The organism is Geodermatophilus sp. SYSU D01176 (assembly GCF_054050015.1).
In genome coordinates, this window is record NZ_JBJGYN010000050.1 from 1 (window position 1) to 24367 (window position 24367).

General features: G+C 73.4%; 24 protein-coding genes and 1 tRNA gene. 10 read left to right on the top strand and 15 right to left on the bottom strand.

What is annotated here, in order from left to right; translation table 11 throughout:
• Nucleotides 1-1174: 1174 nt before the first annotated feature.
• The 5 genes from ACI78Z_RS20585 to ACI78Z_RS20605 form a co-directional block, all read right to left on the bottom strand.
• A complete protein-coding gene (locus ACI78Z_RS20585) occupies nucleotides 1175-1444 on the bottom strand; it encodes a hypothetical protein (protein WP_457038393.1) in 270 nt (89 codons plus the stop codon).
• A 79-nt stretch (nucleotides 1445-1523) separates the two neighbouring features.
• Nucleotides 1524-1790, bottom strand: coding sequence for a biotin carboxylase N-terminal domain-containing protein (locus ACI78Z_RS20590; RefSeq protein WP_457038394.1), 267 nt, complete (start codon nucleotides 1788-1790; stop codon nucleotides 1524-1526).
• An 830-nt stretch (nucleotides 1791-2620) separates the two neighbouring features.
• Nucleotides 2621-3655: an MFS transporter gene (locus tag ACI78Z_RS20595; RefSeq protein WP_457038395.1), complete on the bottom strand. Its 1035-nt coding sequence runs from the start codon at nucleotides 3653-3655 to the stop codon at nucleotides 2621-2623.
• Entirely contained in the window at nucleotides 3631-3879 is a 249-nt protein-coding gene (locus tag ACI78Z_RS20600; protein ID WP_457038396.1) for a hypothetical protein, read from the bottom strand. The genes ACI78Z_RS20595 and ACI78Z_RS20600 overlap by 25 nt, the downstream gene beginning before the upstream one ends.
• An 86-nt stretch (nucleotides 3880-3965) precedes the next feature.
• A complete protein-coding gene (locus ACI78Z_RS20605; RefSeq protein ID WP_457038397.1) occupies nucleotides 3966-4928 on the bottom strand; it encodes a LysR family transcriptional regulator in 963 nt (320 codons plus the stop codon).
• 82 nt (nucleotides 4929-5010) lie between these two features.
• Here ACI78Z_RS20605 and ACI78Z_RS20610 point away from each other — a divergent pair, with 82 nt between their 5' ends.
• From ACI78Z_RS20610 to ACI78Z_RS20650, 9 genes are all read left to right on the top strand, one after another.
• A complete protein-coding gene (locus ACI78Z_RS20610) occupies nucleotides 5011-5988 on the top strand; it encodes a cyclase family protein (protein WP_457038398.1) in 978 nt (325 codons plus the stop codon).
• 10 nt (nucleotides 5989-5998) lie between these two features.
• On the top strand, nucleotides 5999-7129 hold the full coding sequence (locus ACI78Z_RS20615; RefSeq protein WP_457038399.1) for an FAD-dependent oxidoreductase: 1131 nt from the start codon (nucleotides 5999-6001) through the stop codon (nucleotides 7127-7129).
• A gap of 87 nt (nucleotides 7130-7216) precedes the next feature.
• Nucleotides 7217-8155, top strand: coding sequence for a VOC family protein (locus ACI78Z_RS20620; protein ID WP_457038400.1), 939 nt, complete (start codon nucleotides 7217-7219; stop codon nucleotides 8153-8155).
• A 32-nt stretch (nucleotides 8156-8187) separates the two neighbouring features.
• Nucleotides 8188-9123 carry a fumarylacetoacetate hydrolase family protein gene (locus tag ACI78Z_RS20625; protein WP_457038401.1) on the top strand — a complete coding sequence of 312 codons (936 nt, stop codon included), beginning with the start codon at nucleotides 8188-8190 and terminating at the stop codon, nucleotides 9121-9123.
• Nucleotides 9120-9872, top strand: coding sequence for an SDR family NAD(P)-dependent oxidoreductase (locus ACI78Z_RS20630; protein ID WP_457038402.1), 753 nt, complete (start codon nucleotides 9120-9122; stop codon nucleotides 9870-9872). Before ACI78Z_RS20625 ends, ACI78Z_RS20630 begins: the two co-directional genes overlap by 4 nt.
• Entirely contained in the window at nucleotides 9869-10651 is a 783-nt protein-coding gene (locus ACI78Z_RS20635) for an SDR family NAD(P)-dependent oxidoreductase (RefSeq protein WP_457038403.1), read from the top strand. The genes ACI78Z_RS20630 and ACI78Z_RS20635 overlap by 4 nt, the downstream gene beginning before the upstream one ends.
• Before the next feature lie 19 nt (nucleotides 10652-10670).
• On the top strand, nucleotides 10671-11870 hold the full coding sequence (locus tag ACI78Z_RS20640) for an alpha/beta hydrolase family protein (protein WP_457038404.1): 1200 nt from the start codon (nucleotides 10671-10673) through the stop codon (nucleotides 11868-11870).
• Nucleotides 11871-12083: 213 nt separating this feature from the next.
• On the top strand, nucleotides 12084-12266 hold the full coding sequence (locus tag ACI78Z_RS20645) for a VOC family protein (RefSeq protein WP_457038423.1): 183 nt from the start codon (nucleotides 12084-12086) through the stop codon (nucleotides 12264-12266).
• 298 nt (nucleotides 12267-12564) lie between these two features.
• Nucleotides 12565-14145, top strand: a complete 1581-nt coding sequence (locus ACI78Z_RS20650) for a 4-hydroxybenzoate 3-monooxygenase (protein WP_457038424.1) — start codon at nucleotides 12565-12567, stop codon at nucleotides 14143-14145.
• A gap of 164 nt (nucleotides 14146-14309) precedes the next feature.
• Here ACI78Z_RS20650 and ACI78Z_RS20655 read toward each other — a convergent pair.
• The 7 genes from ACI78Z_RS20655 to xylA form a co-directional block, all read right to left on the bottom strand.
• Nucleotides 14310-14383, bottom strand: a tRNA-Pro gene (locus ACI78Z_RS20655).
• Between the two features lie 76 nt (nucleotides 14384-14459).
• Complete coding sequence (locus ACI78Z_RS20660) at nucleotides 14460-15353, bottom strand: alpha/beta fold hydrolase (RefSeq protein ID WP_457038405.1); 894 nt, start codon at nucleotides 15351-15353, stop codon at nucleotides 14460-14462.
• 36 nt (nucleotides 15354-15389) lie between these two features.
• Nucleotides 15390-16733, bottom strand: coding sequence for a ribosome biogenesis GTPase Der (gene der, locus ACI78Z_RS20665; RefSeq protein ID WP_457038406.1), 1344 nt, complete (start codon nucleotides 16731-16733; stop codon nucleotides 15390-15392).
• Nucleotides 16730-17419, bottom strand: a complete 690-nt coding sequence (cmk, locus tag ACI78Z_RS20670; protein WP_457038407.1) for a (d)CMP kinase — start codon at nucleotides 17417-17419, stop codon at nucleotides 16730-16732. The genes der and cmk overlap by 4 nt, the downstream gene beginning before the upstream one ends.
• 41 nt (nucleotides 17420-17460) lie before the next feature.
• Nucleotides 17461-17823: a chorismate mutase gene (gene aroH / locus ACI78Z_RS20675; RefSeq protein WP_448608235.1), complete on the bottom strand. Its 363-nt coding sequence runs from the start codon at nucleotides 17821-17823 to the stop codon at nucleotides 17461-17463.
• A gap of 91 nt (nucleotides 17824-17914) precedes the next feature.
• The gene (gene xylB, locus ACI78Z_RS20680) at nucleotides 17915-19315 is read right to left on the bottom strand and encodes a xylulokinase (protein ID WP_457038408.1); all 1401 of its coding nucleotides are present in this window, start codon (nucleotides 19313-19315) and stop codon (nucleotides 17915-17917) included.
• Nucleotides 19315-20505, bottom strand: coding sequence for a xylose isomerase (gene xylA / locus ACI78Z_RS20685; RefSeq protein ID WP_457038409.1), 1191 nt, complete (start codon nucleotides 20503-20505; stop codon nucleotides 19315-19317). The genes xylB and xylA overlap by 1 nt, the downstream gene beginning before the upstream one ends.
• 68 nt (nucleotides 20506-20573) lie before the next feature.
• Between xylA and ACI78Z_RS20690 the strand changes: the two genes are divergently transcribed.
• Nucleotides 20574-21752: an ROK family protein gene (locus ACI78Z_RS20690; protein WP_457038410.1), complete on the top strand. Its 1179-nt coding sequence runs from the start codon at nucleotides 20574-20576 to the stop codon at nucleotides 21750-21752.
• Nucleotides 21753-21767: 15 nt separating this feature from the next.
• On the opposite strand, the gene ACI78Z_RS20695 is transcribed toward ACI78Z_RS20690, so the two are convergent.
• The 3 genes from ACI78Z_RS20695 to ACI78Z_RS20705 all read right to left on the bottom strand — a co-directional run bounded on the left by ACI78Z_RS20695 (nucleotide 21768) and on the right by ACI78Z_RS20705 (nucleotide 24294).
• Nucleotides 21768-22913, bottom strand: coding sequence for an RNA polymerase sigma factor (locus ACI78Z_RS20695; protein WP_457038411.1), 1146 nt, complete (start codon nucleotides 22911-22913; stop codon nucleotides 21768-21770).
• 25 nt (nucleotides 22914-22938) lie between these two features.
• Nucleotides 22939-23346: a YciI family protein gene (locus ACI78Z_RS20700; protein ID WP_457038412.1), complete on the bottom strand. Its 408-nt coding sequence runs from the start codon at nucleotides 23344-23346 to the stop codon at nucleotides 22939-22941.
• 105 nt (nucleotides 23347-23451) lie between these two features.
• On the bottom strand, nucleotides 23452-24294 hold the full coding sequence (locus ACI78Z_RS20705) for a pseudouridine synthase (RefSeq protein WP_457038413.1): 843 nt from the start codon (nucleotides 24292-24294) through the stop codon (nucleotides 23452-23454).
• Nucleotides 24295-24367 lie beyond the last annotated feature (73 nt).

Sequence of the window (24367 nt, forward strand, 5' to 3'; positions counted from 1 at the left end):
ACCACGAACCCCAACGCCATCACCGCAGCGATCGCGAACAACACCCGATCCACCGCCCAGTGCCGATCCGCAACACACGGCGGCGGCTCCGCGATCGCCGGATGCGTCCCACTCACCGACACATCCGTGGCCTTCACGGCAGGGCGCTCCCCGCCCGCACGCGGGGCGCCACCGGCGGGCGTCGGACCAACCTCAGCGGCTTCCGACTGGCTCGGTCGGCGAGACGGCGAGCCGTGTTTGTTGCGCCGTTGCTCCATGACACTCCCCTATCGTGTTGCGTCATCCGAGACGGATTGCACAAGAGGGAACCAGAGGCCCGGGTGTAGGACAAGGGTCCGCCGTGATTCTCTGTACAGTCCCGCCCCGGTATGACTCGGCGTCACGCATACGTGACGAGCCGAGAAGAACGAGGCCATGCCCCCCGTCTGCTGCATGTACCACCGAGCAGCGAGGGTCCTGCGGGTCAGCCACTGACAGCAGGCGCCCATCGACCTGTACGCCACCATCCCCGGGTAGCACCTGGCGCTGCCCCCTGGCCGCGTTGTGTGGCCGGAGCTGCCCCGTCACCTTCCTGGCGCCCCAGGTGAGGCGGCTCCTCGTCACCGGGTCCGGCATGATCGGCCCCCCTCCGGTCCGTGATCTGGGGCGGGAGTGCCACCGGCCCTGGTGGCGCTGGTGCACCGCTGACAGGGACGTGGCCGCCTCTTCGGTGGGGCTCTCGGCGTCGGCGCGGTGCCGTCACCCCGCTCGTCACGGACCGCCCGATCCGACGGCGGCCGGGTCTGGGCGCCGCTGCGACGATGCCGGTCGCCATGTGCATGCATCCACGACGCGGACCGGGCCGATCCAGGAGCCAGGGCCATCCGCCAGCGGAACCGCGCCCGCGTCGGCGGGCGACAGGGCCACACTCGACCGGGCCCGCTCCTCCTCAGGCAGGGCTGCCAGGACGTCGAACGGGTCAGCCGGGTGCCGGCCCGAGCCGCATCGCGGTGTGGATCTCCGCTGACGTCGCGATGCCCGGTCGACCAGGAACGGCGTCGTGGACGGGGCGGGGAGCACCGTCGGCACGGCAGAGGAGGGCGGAGCGACGGTGCTCACACGACTCTGGCCACTTCGGAAGGGCCGGGGAAGACCCCACCCATGCGTCGGCATCCACACGACCCATGTCCCGCGGTCAGCCGGCGACGGCGAGGGCGGCGCTGCGGTCGAGGTCGACGGTGAGCACGCTCGGCAGGCGCAGCAGCCGCGCCTCCAGCAACTCGGCGCCGTCGGCGTCGGCCATGGTGTCGATGCTGAGGCGCCAGCGCCCGGCGCCGGCCTCCTCGGCCTCGAAGCGGGTGAGGGGGTACGCGCGGCCGGTCAGCAGGGTGAGCACCCGCTGGACGCAGGCCAGATCCTCGACGGTGACGTGCAGCTTGACGGGTGACAGCGGAAGGGGGGACATGGCGTCCTCGACGAGCCCAGGCGGCTCGAGGTCGGCGGGGTGCTCTCGACGGCCATGCCTCGAACCCGCCGACCGAGAGTCAGGAGCCGGCGGGCCCGCAGGGAATCTGCTCGACTGCCACGGACGAACGGTACGACGTGCGGTGGTCGCCACACCAGCGTGCAGGGAGGCCCGGACCGGGTGCCCGACCTCGCCGATCTGGTGACTCTTCGGCCTCGCGCCGGTACACCGAGTTGCGGTCCTCCCACGGAAACGCCGCTACCGTCCCCGCGCCCAGTTCGTGAGCGGCGCGGAACGCCCGGACGGCGCTCTCACCACGGTTGGCGACCAGCACCTCGGTGAACATGGCGTTCTCTCACAGGACGTGGGATCGAGGCTGCGTTGCCGGGTCGTGGGGCTCTCCGTGTAGTTGCAGCATCCACCCGCCATCCCGCTTGCGCGGAGCCCGCAGTGACCCGGGCGACGCGACACCGGGCGCGCAGTTCAGCGCCGTGGGGTCGCGTCGCGACTGCTGGAGTTCGGAAAAGCGTCCGAAGCGGGTAGCCGAGATCCGTCGTACGCGATCTCGGCGGACTTCTACAGCCATGTCGGCCCCACCCAGTAGCGCGAGGCGGCAGACCGGCTCGACCGGGCACTCCGCTGGGTGACCGTTGCTGTCCCCGGCCGCGTCGCCGTACCCGGTGCTGTACTCACGCAAGAGGGGGCCGGCCTTCACGGCCGACCCGCCTCTGACCTGCGGTTTCGCTGTCGGGCTGACAGGATCTGAACCTGCGACCCCTTGACCCCCAGCCGTCGGCCGCGGGTTCACGGTCGTCCGCCACAGTGCAACTGCGCAGGTAGACCGGCATACGGAACGACGGCGGGCAGGGAGGGACAGTCCCGAACTGACCTCAATGGTGGTCAGAATGGTGGTCAAGACGTCGTCCGGGCGGGGCGGACGCAGGCGGTACGAATCACATCTCGCGATTGCTGCGCGTGACCGCGTCGCAGGCATGCGGCGATCCCCCGCGACGACTTCGCGCGGCCGAGGTCAAGTGGTCATGTCCATGACCGCGTTCATCCTGGTTCGCGAGCCGGACACAGCATCCCCGTCCGGGTCGAGCCCGCCAAAGCCGCTGGACGGACGACGGCCCCGCGGGAACCTCCCGCGGGGCCGTCGTCCGTCGGTCAGACGCGTCAGTGCGCCGCGAGGGCGGGGTCCGCGGCGGCCGTCGGTCGGACCAGTCGGACGGCGACCGCCGCAGCGACGGCGACGGCACCCAGGACCAGCAGTGCGGAGCCCAGCCCGTCGAGCGCCCCGGTCAGCCCCAGGACGACGAGGGGGCAGACGAACTGGCCGATGAACAGCGCCGAGGTCCAGACGCCGGTGCCGCGGCCGCGCTGCTCGAAGGTGAGGGAGCCCAGCGCCCAGGTCAGCAGGGACGGCAGCAACAGGCCGTTGCCGAAGCCCGTGACGACGGCGAAGGCGGTGACCAGCGGCACGTTCGGGGCGAGGGCCAGGCCGATCAGGCCGAGCCCGGACAACCCGAAGGCCAGGGGCACGGTGACCGCTGGGCCCAGCTGGGCGAGCCGGCCGAACAGGAAGGCGCCCACGGCGGTACCCACTGAGCCGATGGCGCTGACCGCGCCGATGGTGCCGGTGGACTCCACACCGATGCTGTCGAGCTTGAAGGACAGCTCGACGATGAGCACGTAGAAGATCAGCCCGCCCAGCAGGGTCACGGCGACCGGCTTGATCAGCTGTTCCCACGGTAGCGGCGGCAGCTTCGTGGCGTGGGCGTGCGCCTGGGCTCGCGGGGCGGGCTGCCAGATGTACTTCGCCGCGAGGACGGCCAGCGGCAGGCTGACGGCGTAGAGCCAGAACGGCGTCCGCCAGTCCTGCGCGCCCAGCGCACCACCGACGCCGAAGAAGACAGTGGCCGAGACGGTGGTGTAGACGACCTGCAGCCCGAAGTAGCGCTCCCGCTTCGAGCCGTGGAAGTAGTCGGCGAGCAGCGTCGTGCAGCAGGTCATGATGGCCGCCTCGGTGAGCCCGAGGAGCACCCGGCTGGCCACGATGAGCTGCAGCGAGGGCAGCCACAGCGGCGCCGTCCCGACGAAGGCATAGACGACCAGGGCGCCGACGAGCAGCCGCTTGCGGCCGACCTTGTCGACGATCCGGCCGGCCACCATCGCGGTCAGGCCGATCACCAGCGCCGGTGCGGTGAGCACGACGGGCGTGAGTGCTTCCACCCCGGAGTGCCGGCGAAGGCGTCCTGGATGCGGGGCAACACCGGGGCGAGGAGCACGGCGCCGAGCACGGACAGGCAGCTGGACACCAGCAGCACGAACGCCTGGATGCGTCCGGCGGGGCGGCCGGTGGCCGGATCGACGGCGACCTCGCCGGCGAGGGGCTCCTCGACGGCGGGAGTGGAGCTCGCAAGCGGTTGCGACACGGGGCTCTCCGGTTGTCAGGGGTGCCGACCGTGGTGATCGGCATCACTGGCGGAGAAGTGTCAGGACGGCGCGGAGGGAGCGGAAATCACTTCTTCCGGGGTCGGGTATCAGCCAGGTCGATGCCCTCCTGGGCAGCATGCCCGACAGCCTGCTCGGCGGCCCGCGACACCACGTCACGCAGATAGCGGTGCTCGGGGTCGTCGTCGTAGGCGGGGTGCCACCACATCGCCTCGACCAGCGGGCCGGCCTCGAAGGGGCACGGCAAGGCGCGGATGCCGATGTCCAGCGGCAGCAGGTTGACCAGCCGGCGCTGCAGCAGGGCGATGCGGTCGCTGCCGGCGATGAGAGCCGGCACGGTCAGGAAGTCCTCGTTGACCACCTGCACTCGGGGCTCTATGCCGAGCATGCGCATCTGCCTGGCGGCCGGGGTGGAGGCCGTCTGGCCGTGGTAGGTGGCCACCCACGGGAGCGTCTCGAGGTGCTCGATGGTCAGGCCCTCGTCGACGACGGCGTTGTCGGCCGAGACGACGCAGACCCATTCGTCGCGGTAGAGGTCGCGGTGCGAGAGGTCCGTGACGAACCCGTGCGGCAGAAGCAGGAGGTCGGTGCCCAGGAGGACCTGGTCGGCGCGTTCGACGATCGCGGGTGAGTGCGGCGTCAGGCGGAGCCGGGTGTGCGGTGCCTCTTCGGCCAGCAGGGCGGCGATGGTGTCGCCGAGGACGACGACCACGTAGTCGCTGACCAGCACGGAGAACTCCCGGGTCGACGACGCCGGGTCGAACTCGGTCTGGGCCGCGAACACCCGCTCCACGCCGGACAACGCGATGCGGACCAGGTCCCTGAGCTGCACGGCCAGCGGCGTGAGCCGGTACTCGTTGCCGACCCGGGTCAGCAGCTCGTCGCCGAAGTGCCGGCGCAGCCGGGCCAGCGACGCGGACAGCGCCGGCTGGGACAGCCCCATCTGCGCCGCGGCGCGGGTGACGCTGCGCTGCTGCAGCAGCGCGTCCAGCGAGACCAGCAGGTTGAGGTCCAGGCTCGCCAGGTTCACCGGGGCAGTATCCACGGCCCTTATGCCCCGCATCACACATCTCGCCTTCCCGAGTGACACGCGTCCGTAGACCGTGGGACACGTGACCGACATCCCGCTGCTGGACCGCACCGACCCCGAGGGCGCCATCGCTGCCGCGGCGAAGCGCTGCTCCAACTGGGGCCGCTGGGGTGCCGACGACGTGTTCGGCACGCTGAACTTCCTGGACGAGGCCAAGCGGGTGGAGGGCGCGCGGCTGGTGCGCCGGGGCGTGAGCTTCTCGCTCGCGCAGTCGTTCGACGCGAACGGCCCGCAGAAGGGCTGGCGGCGCCGGACCAACCCGGTGCACACCATGCTCGACACCGGCCTGGACGCCGAGCGCGGCCAGGGCTTCCCGCACGGTCTCGGCGGCGCCGACGACGTCGTCTTCATGCCGCTGCAGGCCTCCACCCAGTGGGACGGCCTCGGCCACATCTTCGACCACGGGGTCGCCTGGAACGGCCGCCGCGCCGGCGACGTCGTCACCAGCGAGGGCGACCGACTGACCGGAATCGAGACCGTCGCCGCCCTCATCACCGGCCGCGGTGTGCTGCTCGACGTCGGCCGCGCGATCGGCACCGACGGCGAGCTGCCCGACGGCTTCGCCATCACCACCGACCACCTCGAGGCGACAATCGCCGCGCAGGGCCCGAGTGCCCGGGTCGGCCGCGGCGACCTGCTGCTGGTGCGCACCGGTCGGCTGGCCCGGGCGCGACGGGAGGGCTGGGGCGACTACGCCGGCGGGGACGCCCCGGGCCTGTCGTTCACCACCGCCGACTGGCTGCACGGCACCGAGATCGCCGGGATCGCCACCGACACCTGGGGCTTCGAGGTCCGCCCCAACGAGTTCGACGTCGCCTTCCAGCCGCTGCACCAGGTCGTCATCCCCCACATCGGCCTGTTCATCGGCGAGATGTGGGACCTCGACGCGCTCGCGGCCGACTGCGCCGCCGACGGCGTGTGGGACTTCCTCCTCACCGCCGCCCCCCTGCCCGTGACCGGTGCCGTCGGCGCCCCGGTCAACCCCATCGCCGTCAAGTGAGGGAGCACCCGTGACCGCAGTGGACAACGTCCTGGTCGTCGGCGCCGGCCTGGCCGGCACCGCCACCGCCATCCAGCTGGCGAAGGCCGGCGTCGCCGTCGACCTGGTCGAGGTCAAGCCCGAGGTCACCGCGCTGGGCTCCGGCATCACCCTGCAGGGAAACGCGCTACGCGAGCTCGACCGGGTCGGCGTCTGGGAGCGGGTCCGGGAGAAGGGCTTCCCGTTCGACGTCACCGGCATCCGGGCGCCGGATGCGGACGGCACGGTCCTGTTCGAGGTGCCCGACGCCAAGTCCGGTGGCCCGGACTACCCCGCGGTCATGGGCATGTCGCGTCCGGAGTTGGCCCGGATCCTGCACGACCGGGCCGCCGAGGTGGGCGTCAAGCTGCGGTACGGCATCACGTTCACCGAGCTGCGCCAGGACGACGCCGGGGTCGACGTCACGTTCACCGACGGCTCGACGGGCCGCTACGACCTGGTGGTCGGAGCCGACGGCGTCCGATCCGCCGTGCGGCAGGCGCTGGGCATCGAGCTGGAGACCCGGCCGACCGGGATGGGCATCTGGCGAGCCTTCGGCCCCCGGCCGGCCGACGTGACCCGCACCGACCTGTACTACGGCGGGCCCTCGTTCATCGCCGGCTACTGCCCCACCGGTGAGGACTCGCTCTACGCCTACATCGTCGAGGAAGCGCAGGACCGCTTCGCGATGACGCCGGAGGAGCGGCTGGCGACGATGAAGGAGCTGTCGCGGGCCTACCACGGGCCGTGGGACGAGATCCGAGAACAGCTCACCGACCCCAGCCGGGCCAACTACACCTGGTTCGAGACCCACCTGCTGCCCGCGCCGTGGAACCGCGGCCGGGTGGTCCTGATCGGGGACGCCTCCCACACCTGCCCGCCCACCATCGCCCAGGGCGGCGCGCAGGCCCTGGAGGACGCTGCCGTCCTCACCCACCTGCTATTCACCCGGGGCGCGCTCGACCAGGACCTGTGGAACGCCTTCCACGCCCGCCGGATCGAGCGCGCCAAGACCGTCATCGACGCCTCCAACCAGCTCGGCCAGTGGCTGCTCTCCCACGAGCGGGGCGACGTGCCCGGCCTCATGCGCAGCATCGCCGTCCTCGTCAGCGACCCGGCCTGAGAAAGGGCCCCCTGCCCCCCGACGCTCGCGAGCTCGCGCCGGGCCGCTGCAGGAGGTCCGTCCCCAACCCCGACAGGAGACACCACCATGGCCCAACGCCTGATCACCCACCTGCGGCACGTCGACCTGGCCGTGCCCGACTACAAGAGCCAGCTGGACTTCTACACCAACACCTGGGGCCTGAAGGCCGAGCACAGCGACACCGGCCTGACCTTCCTGGCTGCCGAGGGCAGCCCGGAGCAGTACGTCGTCCGGCTGCGGGAGTCCGCCGACAAGCGGATCGACCTGATCTCCTTCGGTGCCGCCACGCCCGCCGACGTCGACACCCTGGCCCAGCAGGTCGCCGCCGACGGCGTGCGGCTGGTCACCGAGCCGGGCACCCTGCAGACCCCTGGCGGCGGCTACGGGTTCCGGTTCTTCGACAACGAGGGCCGCACCGTGGAGATCAGCGCGGACGTCGCCGTCCGGCAGCACCGCCCGATCGAGGAGGGCGAGTCGATCCCGGTGCGCCTGTCCCACGTGGTCATCAACTCCGCCGACCCCGAGGGCACCCGCTCCTTCTACGAGAAGCACCTGGCCTTCGCCCTGTCGGACACCCTGATGCACCCGCACATGGGCGAGATGATGTGGTTCATGCGGGTGAACTCGTGGCACCACAGCATGGCCATCGCCCGCTGCCCGCACCCCTCGCTGCACCACGCCAGCTTCGAGCTGCGCGGCCTGGACGAGTACATGCGCGGCACCGGCCGTGTGCTGCGGGCCGGGGTCGAGAAGGTCTGGGGCCCGGGCCGGCACCTGGCCGGCAACAACACCTTCAGCTACTTCCTGGACCCCAACGGCAACACGATGGAGTACACGACCGAGCTGGAGCAGATCGACGAGGACACCTGGCACCCGCACCTCTACGACTTCACAAACCCCGAGGTCTCCGACCAGTGGGGCACCGCGAACCAGATGAACGAGTTCGTGGCCAAGAAGTCCTTCAACGACCCCGACAAGGGGCTGTTCGTCGCTCCCCCGGTCTGATGCGTCTCGCGACCTGGGAGGGCGGAGGCCGCGTGCAGGCCGGCGTGGTCAGCACCGCCGGCCTGCACGCCCTCCCCGACGGGACGACGGTCCTGGACCTCGTCCGCGCCGGTCTGCCGACGGCGCTGGAGGCAGGCACCGCTGCGCTGGAGGGTCCGGCGGTGCCGTTGGAGGACGTCCGGCTGCTGCCACCGCTGCAGCCGCCGACCGTGCGGGACTTCGTCGCGTTCGAGGAGCACGTCGAGGGCGTCCGCAAGGCCATCGACGGCGAGGCCGGGGTCGTGGCCGAGTGGTACCAGGCACCGACGTTCTACTTCACCAACCCCTACGCACTGATCGGCGCGCACGACGACGTCGCGGTCCCACCGGGGTCGCAGCGGTTCGACTTCGAGCTCGAGGTGGCCGTCGTCGTCGGCCGGGACGGCGCCTCGCTCACCCCCGAGGCCGCACGGGAGCACGTCTTCGGCTACACGATCATGAACGACTGGTCGGCCCGGGATCTGCAGGCCCGGGAGATGAAGGTCAGCCTCGGCCCGGCCAAGGGCAAGGACTCGGCCACCACGCTCGGCCCGTGGTTGGTCACCGCCGACGAGCTCGAGCCGTACCGGGACGGCGGCGGGTTCCTGCAGCTGGACATGCGCGTGTCGGTCAACGGCACCCAGATCGGCCGGGACCTGCTGTCGAACATGGGCTGGCCGTTCGAGGAGCTGATCGCCTATGCCTCGCGCGGTACGGAGGTCCGGGCCGGTGACGTGCTCGGCTCGGGCACCTGCGGCAACGGCGGCTGCCTGGCCGAGCTCTGGGGCACCCGCGGCGAGGCGGCCCCGCCTCCGCTGCAGCCCGGCGACGTCGTGGAGATGACCGTCGAGGGCATCGGGACCATCCGCAACCGCGTCGTCCCCGGCCTCGGCCTGCCGCCCGTGGCACCCGCCCGGTCGCGGCCGCGCACCCGGGAGCGCCCGTCGTGACGCTGAACGGGAAGGTCGTCGTCGTCACCGGCGCCGGCCAAGGGCAGGGCGCGGCCGAGGCACGGCGGCTGGCCGCCGAGGGCGCCACCGTGGTCGGTTGCGACCTGACCGACTCGCCGGCCGAGGAGCTGGCGGGGGTCGCGTACCGGCGGCTCGACGTCACCGACGCCGCGGGCTGGACGGCGCTCGCCGACGACCTGCTCCGAGAGCACGGCGCCGTGCACGGGCTGGTCGCCAACGCCGGCATCACCTGGCGGGCGCGGCTGGGCGACCTCGACCCGGCCGACCTCGCCCGGGTCACCGAGGTGAACGTGACCGGCACACTGCTGGGCATCCAAGCGCTCACCCCGCTGATGACCGACGGCGGGTCGATCGTCGTGGTGGGCTCGGTGGCCGCGCTGACCGGGCACTTCCCGGTGGCCTACACCGCGTCGAAGTGGGCGCTGCGTGGGTTGGCCAAGGCCGCCTGCCTGGAGCTCGGGCCGCGCGGCATCCGAGTCAACACGATCCACCCCGGCTACGTCGAGACCCCGATGACCGCCTCGGCGGCACCGGCGTTCCGCGACGCCAACGTCGCCGAGACCCCGCTCGGCCGCACCGGCACCGTCGACGAGGTCGCCCCGCTGGTCGCCTTCCTCCTCGGCGACGGCGCCACCTTCATCACCGGCGCGGAGATCCCCGTCGACGGCGGCATGACCGCCCACGGCGGCGTCAAGTCGATCAGCGACGCCGTCCGGGCAGCGACGTGAGCGGGCGGCTGGCCGGACAGGTCACGCTGATCACGGGCACTGCCGGCGGGCAGGGACGGGCGGCCGCGCTGCTGTTCGCCGCGGAAGGCGCCACCGTGGTCGGCACCGACGTCAACGCCGTCGGCGCGGCCGAGACCGTCGAGCTGGTGCGCGCGGCCGGCGGTGTCATGGACAGCACCCACCCGCTCGACCTGACCGACGAGGACGGCGTCCGGGCGTGGGTGGACGCCGCGGCGACCCGGCACGGCGGCATCGACGTGCTCTACAACAACGCAGGCGCCACCCGCTTCTCCCCGATCGCGGAGACGTCGTACGCCGACTGGTCCTTCGTCCTGCGCAACGAGCTGGATGTCGTCTTCCTCGCCACCAAGCACGCCTGGCCGCACCTGGTCGCCCGCGGCGGCGGCAGCGTGCTGCTGGTCGGCTCCACCGCCGGCATCACCGGCTCGCTGACCAACACCCGGATCGCGCACACTGCGACCAAGGGCGGCGTGGTGGCGATGACGAGGCAACTGGCCGCCGAGGGAGCGGCGCACGGCATCCGCGCCAACTGCATCAGCCCCGGCATGACCCGCACCCCCGCCACCGAGGGCGACCTGCTAGCTCTTGATCACCCCATGCGCGCCATCGCCCAGGCCATCCCGCTGGGCCGCATCGGCACCGCCGACGAGGTCGCCCGCTGCGCGCTGTTCCTCGCCTCCGACGAGGCGTCCTACGTCACCGGCGCCAACCTCGTCGTCGACGGTGGCTGGTCTGCCGTCCTGCCCGGCGCATCCTGAGAAACGAGAGGGACCCACCGTGTTCGAGTACTTCCCCGGCAACTACGTCTGGAACCTGGGCGTCGTCGCGGCGCTGAACTCCGGCGGCCTGATCGACGAGGTCGACCGGGCCTGCCGGCCGATCAAGGACGCCGCGCAACAGGGCGAGGACGCCGGCACGCCGGACTTCCTGCGCGCCTGGACTGCGCTGACCGACCAGCTCGTCGGCCAGGCGGAGGACGCGGAGAAGGCCGGGCACACGCGCGCCGCCGGCCAGCTGTACTTCCGCGCCACCAACTACCTGGCTCAGGCCGAACGGATGCTGGCTCACTCGGACCCGAACCGGGTGCCCACCTACAAGCGGCTGCTGGAATTGGCGCAGAAGGCGTTCGAGCTGCACAGCCCGCGCGTCTCACGGGTCGAGGTGCCCTATGAGGGGACGACGCTGCCGGCCTACTTCAGCCAGGCGCCGGCCGCCGACGACGGGCCGGTGCCGGTGGTCGTGCTCGTCAACGGCCTGGACTCGACCAAGGAGCACCAGTACTCCTCGGCCCACTGGGAGGAGCTGGCCACCCGCGGCATCTCCTGCCTGATGCTCGACCAGCCCGGCACCGGCGAGGCGCTTCGGCTGCAGGGGCTCCCGGCCCGCGTGGACACCGAGGCGTGGGGCGCGGCCGCCGTGGACTTCCTGCAGGCCCGTGATGACGTCGACGACGGCCGGATCGGGATCGTCGGCTGGTCGCTGGGCGGCTACTACGCCCCGCGCGCCGCGGCGTTCGAGAAGCGCTTCGCCCTCTGCGTGGCCTGGGGCGCCAACCACGACTGGGGCGCGGTGCAGCGCCGCCGGCTCGAGCGCGAGGGGGAGCGGCCGGTGCCGCACTACTGGGAGCACGTGCTGTGGGTGTGGGGCTTCGACAACGAGGCTGACGACCTCGACGCCTTCATCGAGTTCGCCGACCAGGTCAACCTCGAGGGCGTCGTCGAGAACATCACCGTGCCGTTCCTCATCGCCCATGGCGCCAACGACCGACAGATCCCCGTCGAGTACGCACACCGCTCCTACGACCAGGCGGTCAACTCCCCCAAGCGCGAACTCCGGGTGTTCACCCTGGAAGAGGGCGCGACCGAGCACATCGGCCTCGACCACCTCCCCCACGTCAGCACCTTCATCGCCGACTGGGTCGCCGACACCTTCGCCGAGCTGGCGAGCCGGTCCGCTCGGACGGAGGCGTCATCGTGAGCATGCTGTTCATCAAGCTCCCGGTGCGGAACCTGTCGGCGGCCCGATCGTTCTACGAGACCCTCGGCTCCCCGGATCGAGGAGCACTCCTCCGACGAGGAGACCGCCTCCGTCGTCCTGGACGACGACGTCGCGCTCGTCCTGCACACCCGCGACCGCTTCAGCGACCTCGTGCCCGGCGAAGCGGGAGACCCCTCGCGCGGGCCGACGGCGGTGCACTGCCTGACCGTGGACAGCCGCACGGCGGTCGACGACCTCGTCGCCAAGGCCGTGGCCGCCGGCGGCCGGTCCGGACCCACGCGAGCGGAGGACGCCCGCTACGCCGGCACCTTCTCCGACCCGGACGGCAACGTCTGGGAGGCCGTCTGGATGGACCAACTGCACGTCATCAACTGACCAGGCTCCGTCTCGGCTGCGGTGACCCCGCGCCCCGGAGCTCGATTCGGCCGTCGTCCGGCAACGGTGGACCGGCCGGTCACATCGGGACGCCGTACCGCAGTCGAGGAGCCAGGTGCGGCGGCTCGCGATCGCACGAGGGTTGGCGCAGGGGACGCGGTTCCCCGCCACTGGGCCGGACGGGCGCTCGGCGTCATGTCCGGCACGTCCGGTTCATTTCGAGTGAAGGAGACAGGAATGCCCGGCCCCGAAGTGATCGAGACCCGCGTCGGCATCGTGGGCGGAGGGCCCGGCCGGGCTGATGCTCTCCCACCTGCTCGCCGGCTCCGGCATCGACAACGTGGTGGTGGACAACCGCGACCACGAGACCATCCGGACCACGCACCGTGCCGGGATCCTCGAGCACGGCAGTGTCAACCTGCTGGTGGAGTACGGGGTCTCGGACCGGGTGCTCACCGCCGGGCACAAGCACGAGGGCATCGACCTGCGGTTCGGCGGGCAGAGCCACCGCATCGACTTTCCCGACCTGGTGGGCGAGGCGGTGTGGCTCTATCCGCAGAACGAGGTGTTCGTCGACCTCGCCGCGGCCCGTCGACGGGACGGCGGCGACGTCCGATTCGGCGTGTCGGACACCGCCGTCCGCGACCTGGCCGGCACACCGCACATCTCGTTCACCGACGCCGACAGCGCGCCCAGGGAGATCCACGCGGAGATCCTGGTCGGCGCCGACGGCTCGCAGGGCATCACCAAGTGGGCCATCCCGGCCGAGCACCGCACCGACAACTTCATCGAGTACCCCTTCGCCTGGTTCGGCATCCTCTGCGAGGCACCACCCAGCGCCGAGGAGCTCATCTACGCCCACTCCCGGCACGGCTTCGCGCTGATCAGCCAGCGCGACGCGAACATCCAGCGGATGTACTTCCAGTGCTCCCCCGACGAGGACGCCGCCGCGTGGTCGGAGGACCCGGTCTGGGCCGAGCTGCAGAAGCGGGTGGACGGCCCGGACGGCCTCGCGCTGCAGCAGGGGAAGATCATCGACAAGACCGTGCTGAGGTTCCGCAGCTACGTCTGCGAACCCATGCGCTACGGCAACCTCTTCCTCGCCGGGGACGCCGGCCACACCGTGCCCCCGTCCGGCGCCAAGGGCCTCAACCTCGCATTCGCCGACGCCCGGGTGCTGTTCGAGGGCATCCAGTCCTGGGCTGCTACTGGCTCCCGCGACCTGCTCGACCGGTATGGCGAACGCGCCCTGGATCGCGTGTGGAGGGCGCAGAACTTCTCCTACTGGATGACCTCCATGCTGCACACCCGCCCCGGGGCTAACCCGTTCGAGCACAAGCGCCAGCTCGGCGAGCTCACCGCCGTGGTCAACTCCCGTCACGGGTCGGCCTACCTCGCCGAGGCCTACACCGGCTGGCCGGCTCACCGAGCGCACGGTCACACCGCCAGGTCCAAGCGCTTCATACCGATCTCCGAGCCGGCCGAACGGTTGCTCCGCCGCGTCCACGCCGCCCAGGCAGAGGAACGACGGCTGGCCGACACGGCATGGCGGCAGACCGGATCCGTCTTCACCAGCGAGTTCGGGGAGCCTTGCGATCCCCGTGACGCCTTTCGGGCCCTTCGCGCCGCCGCGACGAAGGCAGGCCTCTCGCACGCCGGGCCGCACACACTCCGCCACTCGGCGGCCAGGGTGATGCTCACGAAAGGTGTCCCGCTCAAGGTCATCTCGGACATCCTCGGCCACTCGTCGATCGCGATCACCGGCGACATCTACGGTCACGTCTCCCCCGACGTCGCCCGCCAAGCCATGGACACGCTCGGCGACGCCTTCGACCGGGTCCATCGCGCCACCACACCGAGCGGCCGTCGCTCTCCGTGACCGTCGAACCCGTCACAACGAGCCACCACGGCCTCGACCCGGCTTGCAGCAGCGAGTCGCGGAGAACTTAGGGTCGGCTGATGGCGGTCAAACCGCCCAAGAGAACGGTCAGGGGCCGTCCCGGATCTCTCCGGACACGGCCCCTGAGCTGCGGTTTCCCGCTGTCGGGCTGACAGGATTTGAACCTGCGACCCCTTGACCCCCAGTCAAGTGCGCTACCAAGCTGCGCTACAGCCCGAGCGCCGGGCGGCTCGCACCACCCGATCGCTGCGTAGAGCAGGTTACCGCACCCGGGATCGCCGTCCGACCGGTGGTCAGCTGCCCGCCGCCACCGTGTCCCGGTCGCCGGCCAGCACGTCGCGCAGCCGCGCGGCGACCGCGTCGACGTCCGGCGGCGGGCCGTACCCGGCGTCGAGGAAGCTGCCGTGGTCACCGGGGAAGACGACGGCCGACGTCCCCAGCCGCTCGGCCAGGGCGAGGCCGCCGCGGTGCGCCAACTGCCCGGCCGAGCCCTCCCCGACCGCGGGGACGATCCGGGTCGATGTGCGCTGCAGCGCCTCGACGTCGTGCTCGTGCGAGGTGCAGGTCAGCAGGTTCTGCGCGAGCAGAACGTCGTCCCGCGCGCCGTCGTCCTCGGCCGGCAGGCCGAAGGCCGCGGGGTCGGGGCCGGGCTGCTCGGCGTAGTCCGCGGTCACCGGACCGGAGTGCATCACCAGCCGGATGAACGCGGCCATCCCGGCGCCGTACCCGGCGCGCCGGTAGGCCTCGGTGACGTGCCGGGTCGCGGCCAGCGCCGGCCCGCGGTCGGGCAGCAGCTGCACCGCCGGCGGCTCGTGCGCGACCAGGGTGCGCACCTGCCCGGGGTGGCGGGCGACGAGCACCAGCGCGTTGACCGCTCCCCCGCTGCTGGCGAAGACGTCGACCGGCCCGGCGCCGAGCGCGTCGATCAGCCGAGACAGGTCGTCGGCGTGCTCCTCGGGCGTGGTCTCGGTCGCGCCGTCGGTGCGCCGGCTGCGCTCGGCCCCGCGCGGGTCGTAGGTGACCACCGTCCGGTCGGGGAAGCGCTCGGCCAGCGCGGCGAAGCCCGAGGCGCCCATCGGCGAGCCGATGAGCAGCAACGGCGGCTCGGCGGCCGAGGAGCCGGGCCGGACGTCGTAGGCGAGGACGGCGCCGGCCGTCTCCAGGGTGTGCGTCTGCGGTGCGCTCATGCCTCTGGGACCGGCCCCGGGCGCCGGACTCATCGGTCAGCCCCTCGGGCGCTCGCTCCCCCGGCCCTCGCGGACCTTCACCGAGATCTCGATCGGCGTCCCGTGGAAGCCGAACCGCTCGCGCAGCTTGCGCTCCAGGAACCGCCGGTAGCCGGCCTCGAGGAACCCGGTCGAGAAGACGACGAACCGCGGCGGGCGGACGTCGGCCTGCGTCACGTACTTGATCTTCGGGGCGCGGCCCCCGCGGGCCGGCGGCGGCGTCTCCTGCACGAGCGCGCGGACGTACGTGTTGAGCTCCGCCGTCGGCACCCGGGTCTCCCACGAGGCCAGCGCCTCGCGCAGGTGCTGGGCCAGCTTGTCCACGCCGCGGCCGGTCTTGGCCGAGATGTTCACCCGCGACGCCCACTTCACCCGGGCCAGGTCGCGCTCGATCTCGCGCTCCAGCTGCAGGCGGCGGTCCTCGTCGAGGGTGTCCCACTTGTTGAACGCGATGACCAGCGCGCGGCCGGCCTCGATGACCTGGGTGATCACCCGCTGGTCCTGCTCGCTGACCACCTCGTCGGCGGCCAGCAGGACGACGGCGACCTCGGCGGCCTGGATGGCGGCCTCGGTGCGCAGGCTGGCGTAGTACTCCATGCCGCTGGCGGTGTTGACCTTGCGGCGCAGCCCGGCGGTGTCGACGAAGCGCCACTCCTCGCCGCCCAGGGTGACGATCGAGTCGACGGGGTCGACGGTGGTGCCGGCGACCGAGTCCACGACCGAGCGTTCCTCGCGCGCCACCCGGTTGATGAGGCTGGACTTGCCGACGTTGGGCCGGCCGACCAGCGCCACCCGACGGGGCCCGCCCTCGTCCTCCTGCTCCCGCGGGGCCTCGGGCAGCGCGTCGAGCACCAGGTCGAGCAGGTCGCCGCTGGCGCGGCCGTGCAGCGCGCTGACCGGCTGCGGCTCGCCCAGCCCGAGCGACCACAGCTCCGCGGCGTTGGCCTCGCTGCGCTCGTCGTCGACCTTGTTGGCCACCAGGATCACCGGCCGGTCGCTGCGGCGCAGGATCCGCGCGGCGGCCAGGTCGGTGTCGGTGGCACCCACCTGGCTGTCGACGACGAACGCGATGACGTCGGCGGTCTTCATCGCGTACTCGGCCTGGCGGGTGATCGACGCGCCCAGCCCGCTGGCCTTGGGGTCCCAGCCGCCGGTGTCGACGACGGTGAACCGCTTGCCGTTCCACAGCGCCTCGTAGGCGATGCGGTCGCGGGTGACGCCAGGGGTGTCCTGGACGACGGCGGCGCGGCGGCCCAGGAACCGGTTGACCAGCGTGGACTTGCCGACGTTGGGCCGGCCGACGATCGCCACGACCGGCAGCGGCCCGGTCTGCTCGGTCACCGCGAGGCCCCCACCGTCGTGAGCGCCAGCTCGACGACCCGGTCGACGACGCCCTCGCGGTCCAGGTGCGTGCTGTCCACGACGACGGCGTCCTCCGCCGGGCGCAGCGGGCTGTCGGCGCGGCTGCTGTCGTACTCGTCGCGGCGGCGCAGGTCGGCGGCGAGGTCGGCGATCTCCTCGGGCGTGGTGAGGCCGAGCTGGGCGGCCCGCCGCTGGGCGCGGGCCTCGGGGGCGGCGGTCAGGTAGACCTTCAGCGTCGCGTCGGGCAGGACGACGGTGCCGATGTCGCGGCCCTCGACGACGACCGCGTCGGCCGCCGACACCAGCGCGCGCTGCTGGTCGACCAGCCGCCGGCGCACCGAGGGCACCGCCGAGACCGCCGAGACCGCGCGGGTGACCTCGGCGCCGCGGATGCGCACGGCGACGTCCACGCCGTCGACCTCGACCAGCTCGGTGCCGGCCGCCGTCCCGACCTCGATGCGGGCCGCGGCGACGGCGGCGGCCACGGCCTCGGCGTCCTCCGGGTCCACCCCGGCGTCGAGGACGGCGACGGTGGCGGCGCGGTACATCGCGCCGGTGTCCAGGTAGGCCGCGCCCAGCTTCGAGGCGACGGCCCGCGCGACGCTGGACTTGCCCGTCCCCGACGGACCGTCCAGCGCGATCTGCCCGGTGAAGGCCGGGCTCACTGGGCGATCACCCCGCACAGTGGTGTCCGCTCGTCCCTCGCTCACTGTGCGATGTCCCGTCGCAGCGCCACGGCCCCGCGCAGGTACACGTGCTGCACCTCGGCACGCGGCCGGTCGGTCTCCACGTGCGCCATCAGCCGCAGCACCCGCGGCAGCGCGTGCGGGACCCCGATCTCGGTGGCGCACATCAGCGGCACGTCCCCGAAGCCGAGCTCGCGGGCGGCCAGCGCGGGGAACTCCGAGACCAGGTCGGGGGTGGCGGTGAACAGGATGCTGATGACGTCGTCGTGCTCCAGCTGGTTGCGTTCCATGACCGCGGTGACCAGCTCACGGGTCGCGTCGAGGACCAGCTCCCGCTCGTCGGCGTCCACCTGCGTCGCGCCCCGGATGGCTCGGACGGCCACTACCACTCTCCTCGATCGGTGCGGGGCCCGGATCGCCGTGCCCCTCGGTCGAGTCTAGGGACCGCCCGCAGCAGCCGACGGGCGGTGCGGATCAGCGCAGCCGCGGCGCGGTGAGCTCGCGGACCTCCGCGTACTGGGCCCGCACGTGCGGGACCGGGTCGGCCTCGTACCGCTCGGTGCCCGGCCGGGACCACTCCGGCGGCGCCGCCCCACCGGCGAGCACCCAGGCCGCCTGCCGGGCGGCGCCGTCGGCGACGTACTCCCCCGGCGGGGGCGCGAGCACCGGCACCCCGAGGATGGCGGGGGCGATCCGGCGGACCGCCTCCGACCGCGCCCCGCCGCCGACCAGCAGCACCCGGCGCACCGGGGTGCCGGTCGCGGCGACGGCGTCCAGCCCGTCGGCCAGCCCGCACAGCAGCCCCTCGACGGCGGCGCGGGCCAGGTGCGCGGGCTCCGCGGTCGCCAGGGTGAGGCCGTGCAGCGCGCCGGTGGAGTCCGGCCGGTCCGGCGTCCGCTCGCCCTCCAGGTAGGGCACCAGCACCAGGCCGCCGGCGCCGGGCGGCGCGGACAGCGCCAGCCGGGACAGCTCGTCGAGGCCCACCCCGAGCAGCCGGGCGGTGGCGTCGAGCACCCGGGCGGCGTTGAGGGTGGCGATCAGCGGCAGGAAGTTGCCGGTGGCGTCGGCGAACCCGGCGACGGTCCCCGTGGGGTCGGCCGCCGGGGTGGTCGAGACGATCGACACCACCCCGGAGGTGCCGATCGAGCAGACGACGTCCCCGGGCTCGGCGGCCAGGCCGAGCGCGGCGGCGGCGTTGTCCCCGGACCCTGGCCCGAGCACGACGCCGTCGGGCGTCGAGCCGGCGGCCTCGGCCGGGCCCAGCACCCGGGGGACGACGGCGCCGTGGCCGAGCGCGCGCTGCAGCAGGTCGGGGCGGTACTCCCCCGTCGCCGCGGACCAGTAGCCGGTGCCGCTGGCGTCCCCGCGGTCGGTGACCAGCGCGTCGAGGGCCGGCGAGCCCGCCAGCCGCCAGGTCAGCCAGTCGTGCGGCAGGCAGACCGCGGCGGTGCGGGCGGCGTTCGCGGGCTCGGCGTCGGCCAGCCAGCGCAGCTTGGTCACCGTGAAGGAGGCGACCGGTACCAGGCCCACCGCGTCGGCCCACGCCTGACCGCCGCCGAGCTCGGCGGTGAGGTCGCGGGCAGCACCCGCCGAGCGGGTGTCGTTCCACAGCAGCGCCGGACGGACCACCGCGCCGTCGTCGTCCAGGCAGACCATGCCGTGCTGCTGGCCGCCGACGGCGATGGCCGCGACGTCGTCCAGCCCGCCGGCCTGCGCGAGCGCCCGGTCCAGGGCCGCCGCCCAGGCGACCGGGTCGACCTCGGTGCCGTCCGGGTGCGGCGCGCGCCCCTCGCGGACCAGCGCGCCGGAGGCGGCGTCCCGGACGACGACCTTGCACGCCTGGGTCGAGGAGTCGACCCCCGCGACCAGCGCCATCAGCGGGCGCCGAGCAGGTGCTCCACCGCCAGCTGGGACAGCCGCACCTGACCGCCGGGGCGGGCACCGGCGGCCTCGGCGTCGAACTCCTCGAACGCCGCGGGGTCGGCCAGCAGGTCCGCGTACGTCTCGCCGTCGGCCAGCGTCGGCTGCGCCAGCTCGGGCACCTGCGCCGCGGCCAGGGCGTCGGCCACCTCCGGGTCGGCGCGGAAGGCCGCCGCGCGCTCCTTGAGCAGCAGGTAGGTGCGCATGTTGGCCGCGGCTGAGGCCCACACGCCGTCGGCGTCCTCGGTGCGCAGCGGCTTGTAGTCGAAGTGCCGGGGGCCGTCGTACGCGGGCCCGCCGTTCGGGCCGCCGTGCTCGAGCAGGTCGACGGTGGCGAAGGCCGAGAGCAGGTCGCCGTGGCCGAAGACGAGGTCCTGGTCGTACTTGATGCCGTGCTGGCCGTTGAGGTCGATGTGGAAGAGCTTGCCCTGCCACAGCGCCTGGGCGATGCCGTGCGTGAAGTTCAGCCCGGCCATCTGCTCGTGCCCCACCTCGGGGTTCAGCCCCACCAGGTCGGCGTGCTCGAGGGTGGCGATGAACGCCAGGGCGTGCCCGATGGTGGGCAGGAAGATGTCGCCGCGCGGCTCGTTGGGCTTGGGCTCGAGGGCGAAGCGCAGGCCGTAGCCGCGGTCCTCCGAGTACTGCGCGAGGGTGTCGATGCCCTCGCGGTAGCGGTCCAGCGCGGCGCGCAGGTCCTTGGCGGAGTCGACCTCGGCGCCCTCGCGGCCGCCCCACAGCACGTAGGTCCGCGCGCCCAACTCCGCCGCGAGGTCCATGTTCCGCATGACCTTGCGCAGCGCGTACCGGCGGACGCCGCGGTCGTTGGCGGTGAGCGCGCCCTCCTTGAACACCGGGTGGGTGAACAGGTTCGTCGTGGCCATGGGGACGACGAGACCCGTCTCCTCGAGCGCCGCCTTGAAGCGCTCGACGTGCTTGGCGCGCTCGGCGTCGTCGCTGCCGAACGGGATGAGGTCGTCGTCGTGGAAGGTGACGCCGTGGGCGCCTAGCTCGGCCAGGCGGTGCACGCTCTCGACCGGGTCCAGCGCCGGGCGGGTGGCGTCGCCGAAGGGGTCGCGGGCCTGCCACCCCACCGTCCAGAGGCCGAAGGTGAACCGGTCGTCCTTGGTGGGCTGCGGCGCGGTCATGCGATCTCCCTCGATCGGGTTTTGTTCTTTCGTAGAACATAATGCAGAGGTGCCGCTAACCTCAAGAGGTGGAGACCCGGGCGCGGCAGTCGACGCTGCGCAGCAGCAACCTCGCCCTCGTGCTGCGCACCGTCTGCGCCGCCGACGGACCGCTGTCGCGCGCCGACGTCGCCGTCCGCACCGGGACGACGCGGGCCACCGCCGCCCGGCTGGTCGACGAGCTCGTCGCCGGGGGTCTGCTCGACGAGGGCGAGCGGCTGGCCCTCCCCCGGCGCGGCCGACCGGCCACCCCGCTGCTGCCCGGCGCGCGGATCGGCGCCCTCGGCCTGCAGGTGGACGCCGGGCTGCTCGCCGCCCGCGTGCTCGACCTGCGCGGCCGGGTGGTCGCCGAGCGGGTCGAGGAGGACGACCTGGTCGGCAGCGACCCGGTGCGCACGCTGGGCCGGCTGGGCGCGCTCACCACCGGTCTCGTGGCCGGGCTGCCTGCCGGGCTCCGGCTGGCGGGCGCGGGCCTCGCGCTGCCGGGCCTGGTGGACGGCGACCTGCTGCTGCGCGCGCCGAACCTCGGGTGGTCCGACCTGGCCGCCGTCGACCTGCTCGGCGCCCACCTGCCGGACGGCCTGCGCCCGGTGCTGGGCAACGAGGCCGACCTGGCCGCGCGCACCGTGGCCGAGACCGCGCCGGGCCGCCCCGGGCCGCTGCGCGACTTCCTCTACGTCTCCGGGCAGATCGGCATCGGCGGCGCCGCCGTCCTGGGCGGGCGGGTGGTGACCGGCAGCGCCGGCTGGGCGGGCGAGGTGGGGCACGTGTGCGTGGACCCCGAGGGGCCGGCCTGTCGCTGCGGCTCGACCGGCTGCCTGGAGCAGTACGCCGGGCGGCACGCGCTGCTGGCCGCCGCCGGGCTGCCGCTGGACACCCCGCCCGCGGAGGTGGTGGCCCGCGCCTCCGCCGGGGACGCCGACGTCCGGCGGGCCCTCGACGCCGCGGCCCGCGCGCTGGGCGTCGCGCTGGCCGGCGTGGTCAACGTGCTCGACCTGCCGGCCGTCGTCCTCGGTGGGCACCTGGCGGCGCTCGCCGGCCCGCTGCGCCCCCGGCTGGAGGAGCTGCTGGGCCGGCGGGTGCTCTCGGCGCGGTGGCGGCGTCCGGTGGTGGCGGCGGTTCCCGGTACGCCGGCTGCGGGCGCGACCGGTGCGGCGCTGCGGGCGCTGGGCGACGTCCTGGCCGACCCGGTGCGCTGGGCGGCATAGAGCCTGCTCGGGAACTCAGCCGGGCGCGGCCTGCCGGAGTCGTGCGGCCCTCCGGGTGAGGTGGTCGCGCTCGGCCGTGTTCGACGCCGCCCGCGCCGCCGCGGCGTAGAGGTCGGCCGCCTCGGCGAGCCGGCCAGCCTTCTCGTGCAGGTACGCCGCGGCGGCGGTGTGCCGGGGGAGCTCCGGGTCGAGCTCGGCCAGGGCGGCCAGCCCCGCCGGCGCGCCGTCCGCCTCCCCGACCGCCACGGCGCGGTTGAGCCGGGCCACGGCGGAGCCGGTGAGGGCCACGAGCTCGTCGTACCACTCCACGATCTGCACCCAGTCGGTCTCCTCGAACCGCCGCGCGTCGGCGTGCAGGGCGGCGATCGCCGCCTGGGCCTGGTACTCACCGAGCCGGTCCCGGGCGAGTGCGGCCTGCAGGATCCCCACGCCCTCGGCGATCAGCGCGGTGTCCCACCGGGACCGGTCCTGCTCGGCGAGCGGGACCAGCCGGCCGGCGGCGTCGGTGCGCGCGGCGCGGCGCGCGTGGTGCAGCAGCATGAGCGCGAGCAGGCCGGCGACCTCGGGGTCGTCGGCCGCCGCCGCCAGCTGCCGGGTCACCCGGATCGCCTCAGCGGCCAGGTCGACCGCGCCGGAGTGCCCCTCGTTGTAGATCAGGTAGAGCACCCGCAGCACCGTCGGCAGGTCGCCCGGCTGGTCCAGCGACACCTCCGCGATGCGCCGCTTGGCCCGGCTGATCCGCTGGGCCATCGTCGCCTCCGGCACGAGGTGGGCCTCGGCGATCTGCCGGGTGGTCAGCCCGCCGACGGCGCGCAGCGTGAGCGCCACCGCCGCCGCGGGGGGCAACGACGGGTGCGCGCACAGGAAGTACAGGCGCAGGGTGTCGTCGACCGCGGGTACCGGTCCCTGCGGCGGCTCCAGGTCGAGGGCGACCTCGCGGGCGGAGCGGGCCTGCTCGGACCGGCGCAGGTCCAGGTACTTGCGCCACGACACCGTGACCAGCCACCCCTTGGCGTCCCGCGGCGGGTCCGCGGGCCAGGTCCGGAGAGCGGTGACCAGCGCCTCCTGGACGGCGTCCTCGGCCGACGCGAAGTCCGCTCCGCGCCGGACGAGGACGCCGATCACCTGGGGGATCAGTTCCCGCAGCCGCGACTCGTCCATCCCGGCGTCCGGTGCCGCCGTCCGGTCACTCGGTGACCGGAGGCCGGCCGCCGAGGAAGGGCCGCACCTCCAGCCACTCGTGGATCGGCCGCCCGCCGGCCCCGGGCGCGGCCGACAGCTCCCCGGCCAGCTCGACGGCGCGGTCCCAGGAGTCGACGTCGACGACCATCCAGCCGGCGATCAGGTCCTTGGTCTCGGCGAACGGACCGTCGGTGACCGGCGGCCGCCCCGCGCCGTCGTACCGGACCCACGCACCCTCGGGCGCCAGCGCCTGCCCGTCGACGTACTCACCGGACTCCTCGAGCCGCTTGGCGAAGTCCTGCATGTACGCCACGTGGGCGTCGATCTCCTCGGGTGTCCACCGGTCCATCGGCACGTCGTTCACGGCTGCGGGCGCGCCCCGGTAGTGCTTGAGCAGCAGGTACCTGGCCATCGGATCTCCCTCGTGCGGTGCGGCCCATCGTGGCCGCCTCACCCCGGGGACGGAGCCGACGCCGCCGTCTCGACACCGCCGGACGCCGGGCATCGTCGCCGCGAGCTAGAGGCCGACGGCCTCCTTCAGCGCGCCGACCTCGGCGCGGGTGAGCCGGCGGATCGATCCGCTGCGCATCCGCTCGAGCTTGACCGGGCCGACCGCGGTGCGGGTCAGCCGGGACACCGGCAGCCCGACGTGGGCCAGCAGCCGCCGCACGATGTGCTTGCGGCCCTCGTGCAGCACCACCTCGACGACCGACTGGCCGGCGTGGGTGTCCACGACGCGGAAGGAGTCGACCTTGACCGGGCCGTCCTCGAGCTCCACCCCGGCACGCAGCCGGCGGGCCATGTCGCGCGGCACCGAGCCGGACACCTGCGCGAGGTAGGTCTTCTTGACCTCGTAGGACGGGTGGGCCAGGCGGTGGGCCAGCTCGCCGTCGTTGGTGACCAGCAGCAGGCCCTCGGTGTCCTGGTCCAGCCGGCCGACGTGCACCAGGCCGGGCGCCAGGTCGCCGACCATGTCGCCGACGGTCGGCCGGTTGCGGTCGTCGCTCATCGCGGTGATGACGCCGGCGGGCTTGTTGAGCGCGTAGGTGACGCGGTCGTCGCGCAGCTCGATGCGGCTGCCGTCGACGGCGATCTTGTCGCGCTCCGGGTCGACCCGCATGCCCTGCACGGTCACGACCTTGCCGTTCACGCTGATCCGGCCCTGGTCGACCATGTTCTCCACGACGCGGCGGGAGCCGACACCGGCGCGGGCGAGCACCTTCTGCAGCCGCTCCCCCTCGGCCGAGGCGTCCGTGCCGCGGCGGCCCCGGTCACCGGGGTGGGCGGGGGCGAGCTCCATGTCCTCCGACCACCCGTCGCCGGGGCCGGAGGTCGTCTCGTCGTGCGGGGCGGTGTCCATCGCCGTCCAGTCTCCCACCCGGCGTGGCGCCGCTCCCGGCCGCCGCCCTGCCGGCAGGTTCCCCGCTCTGCCG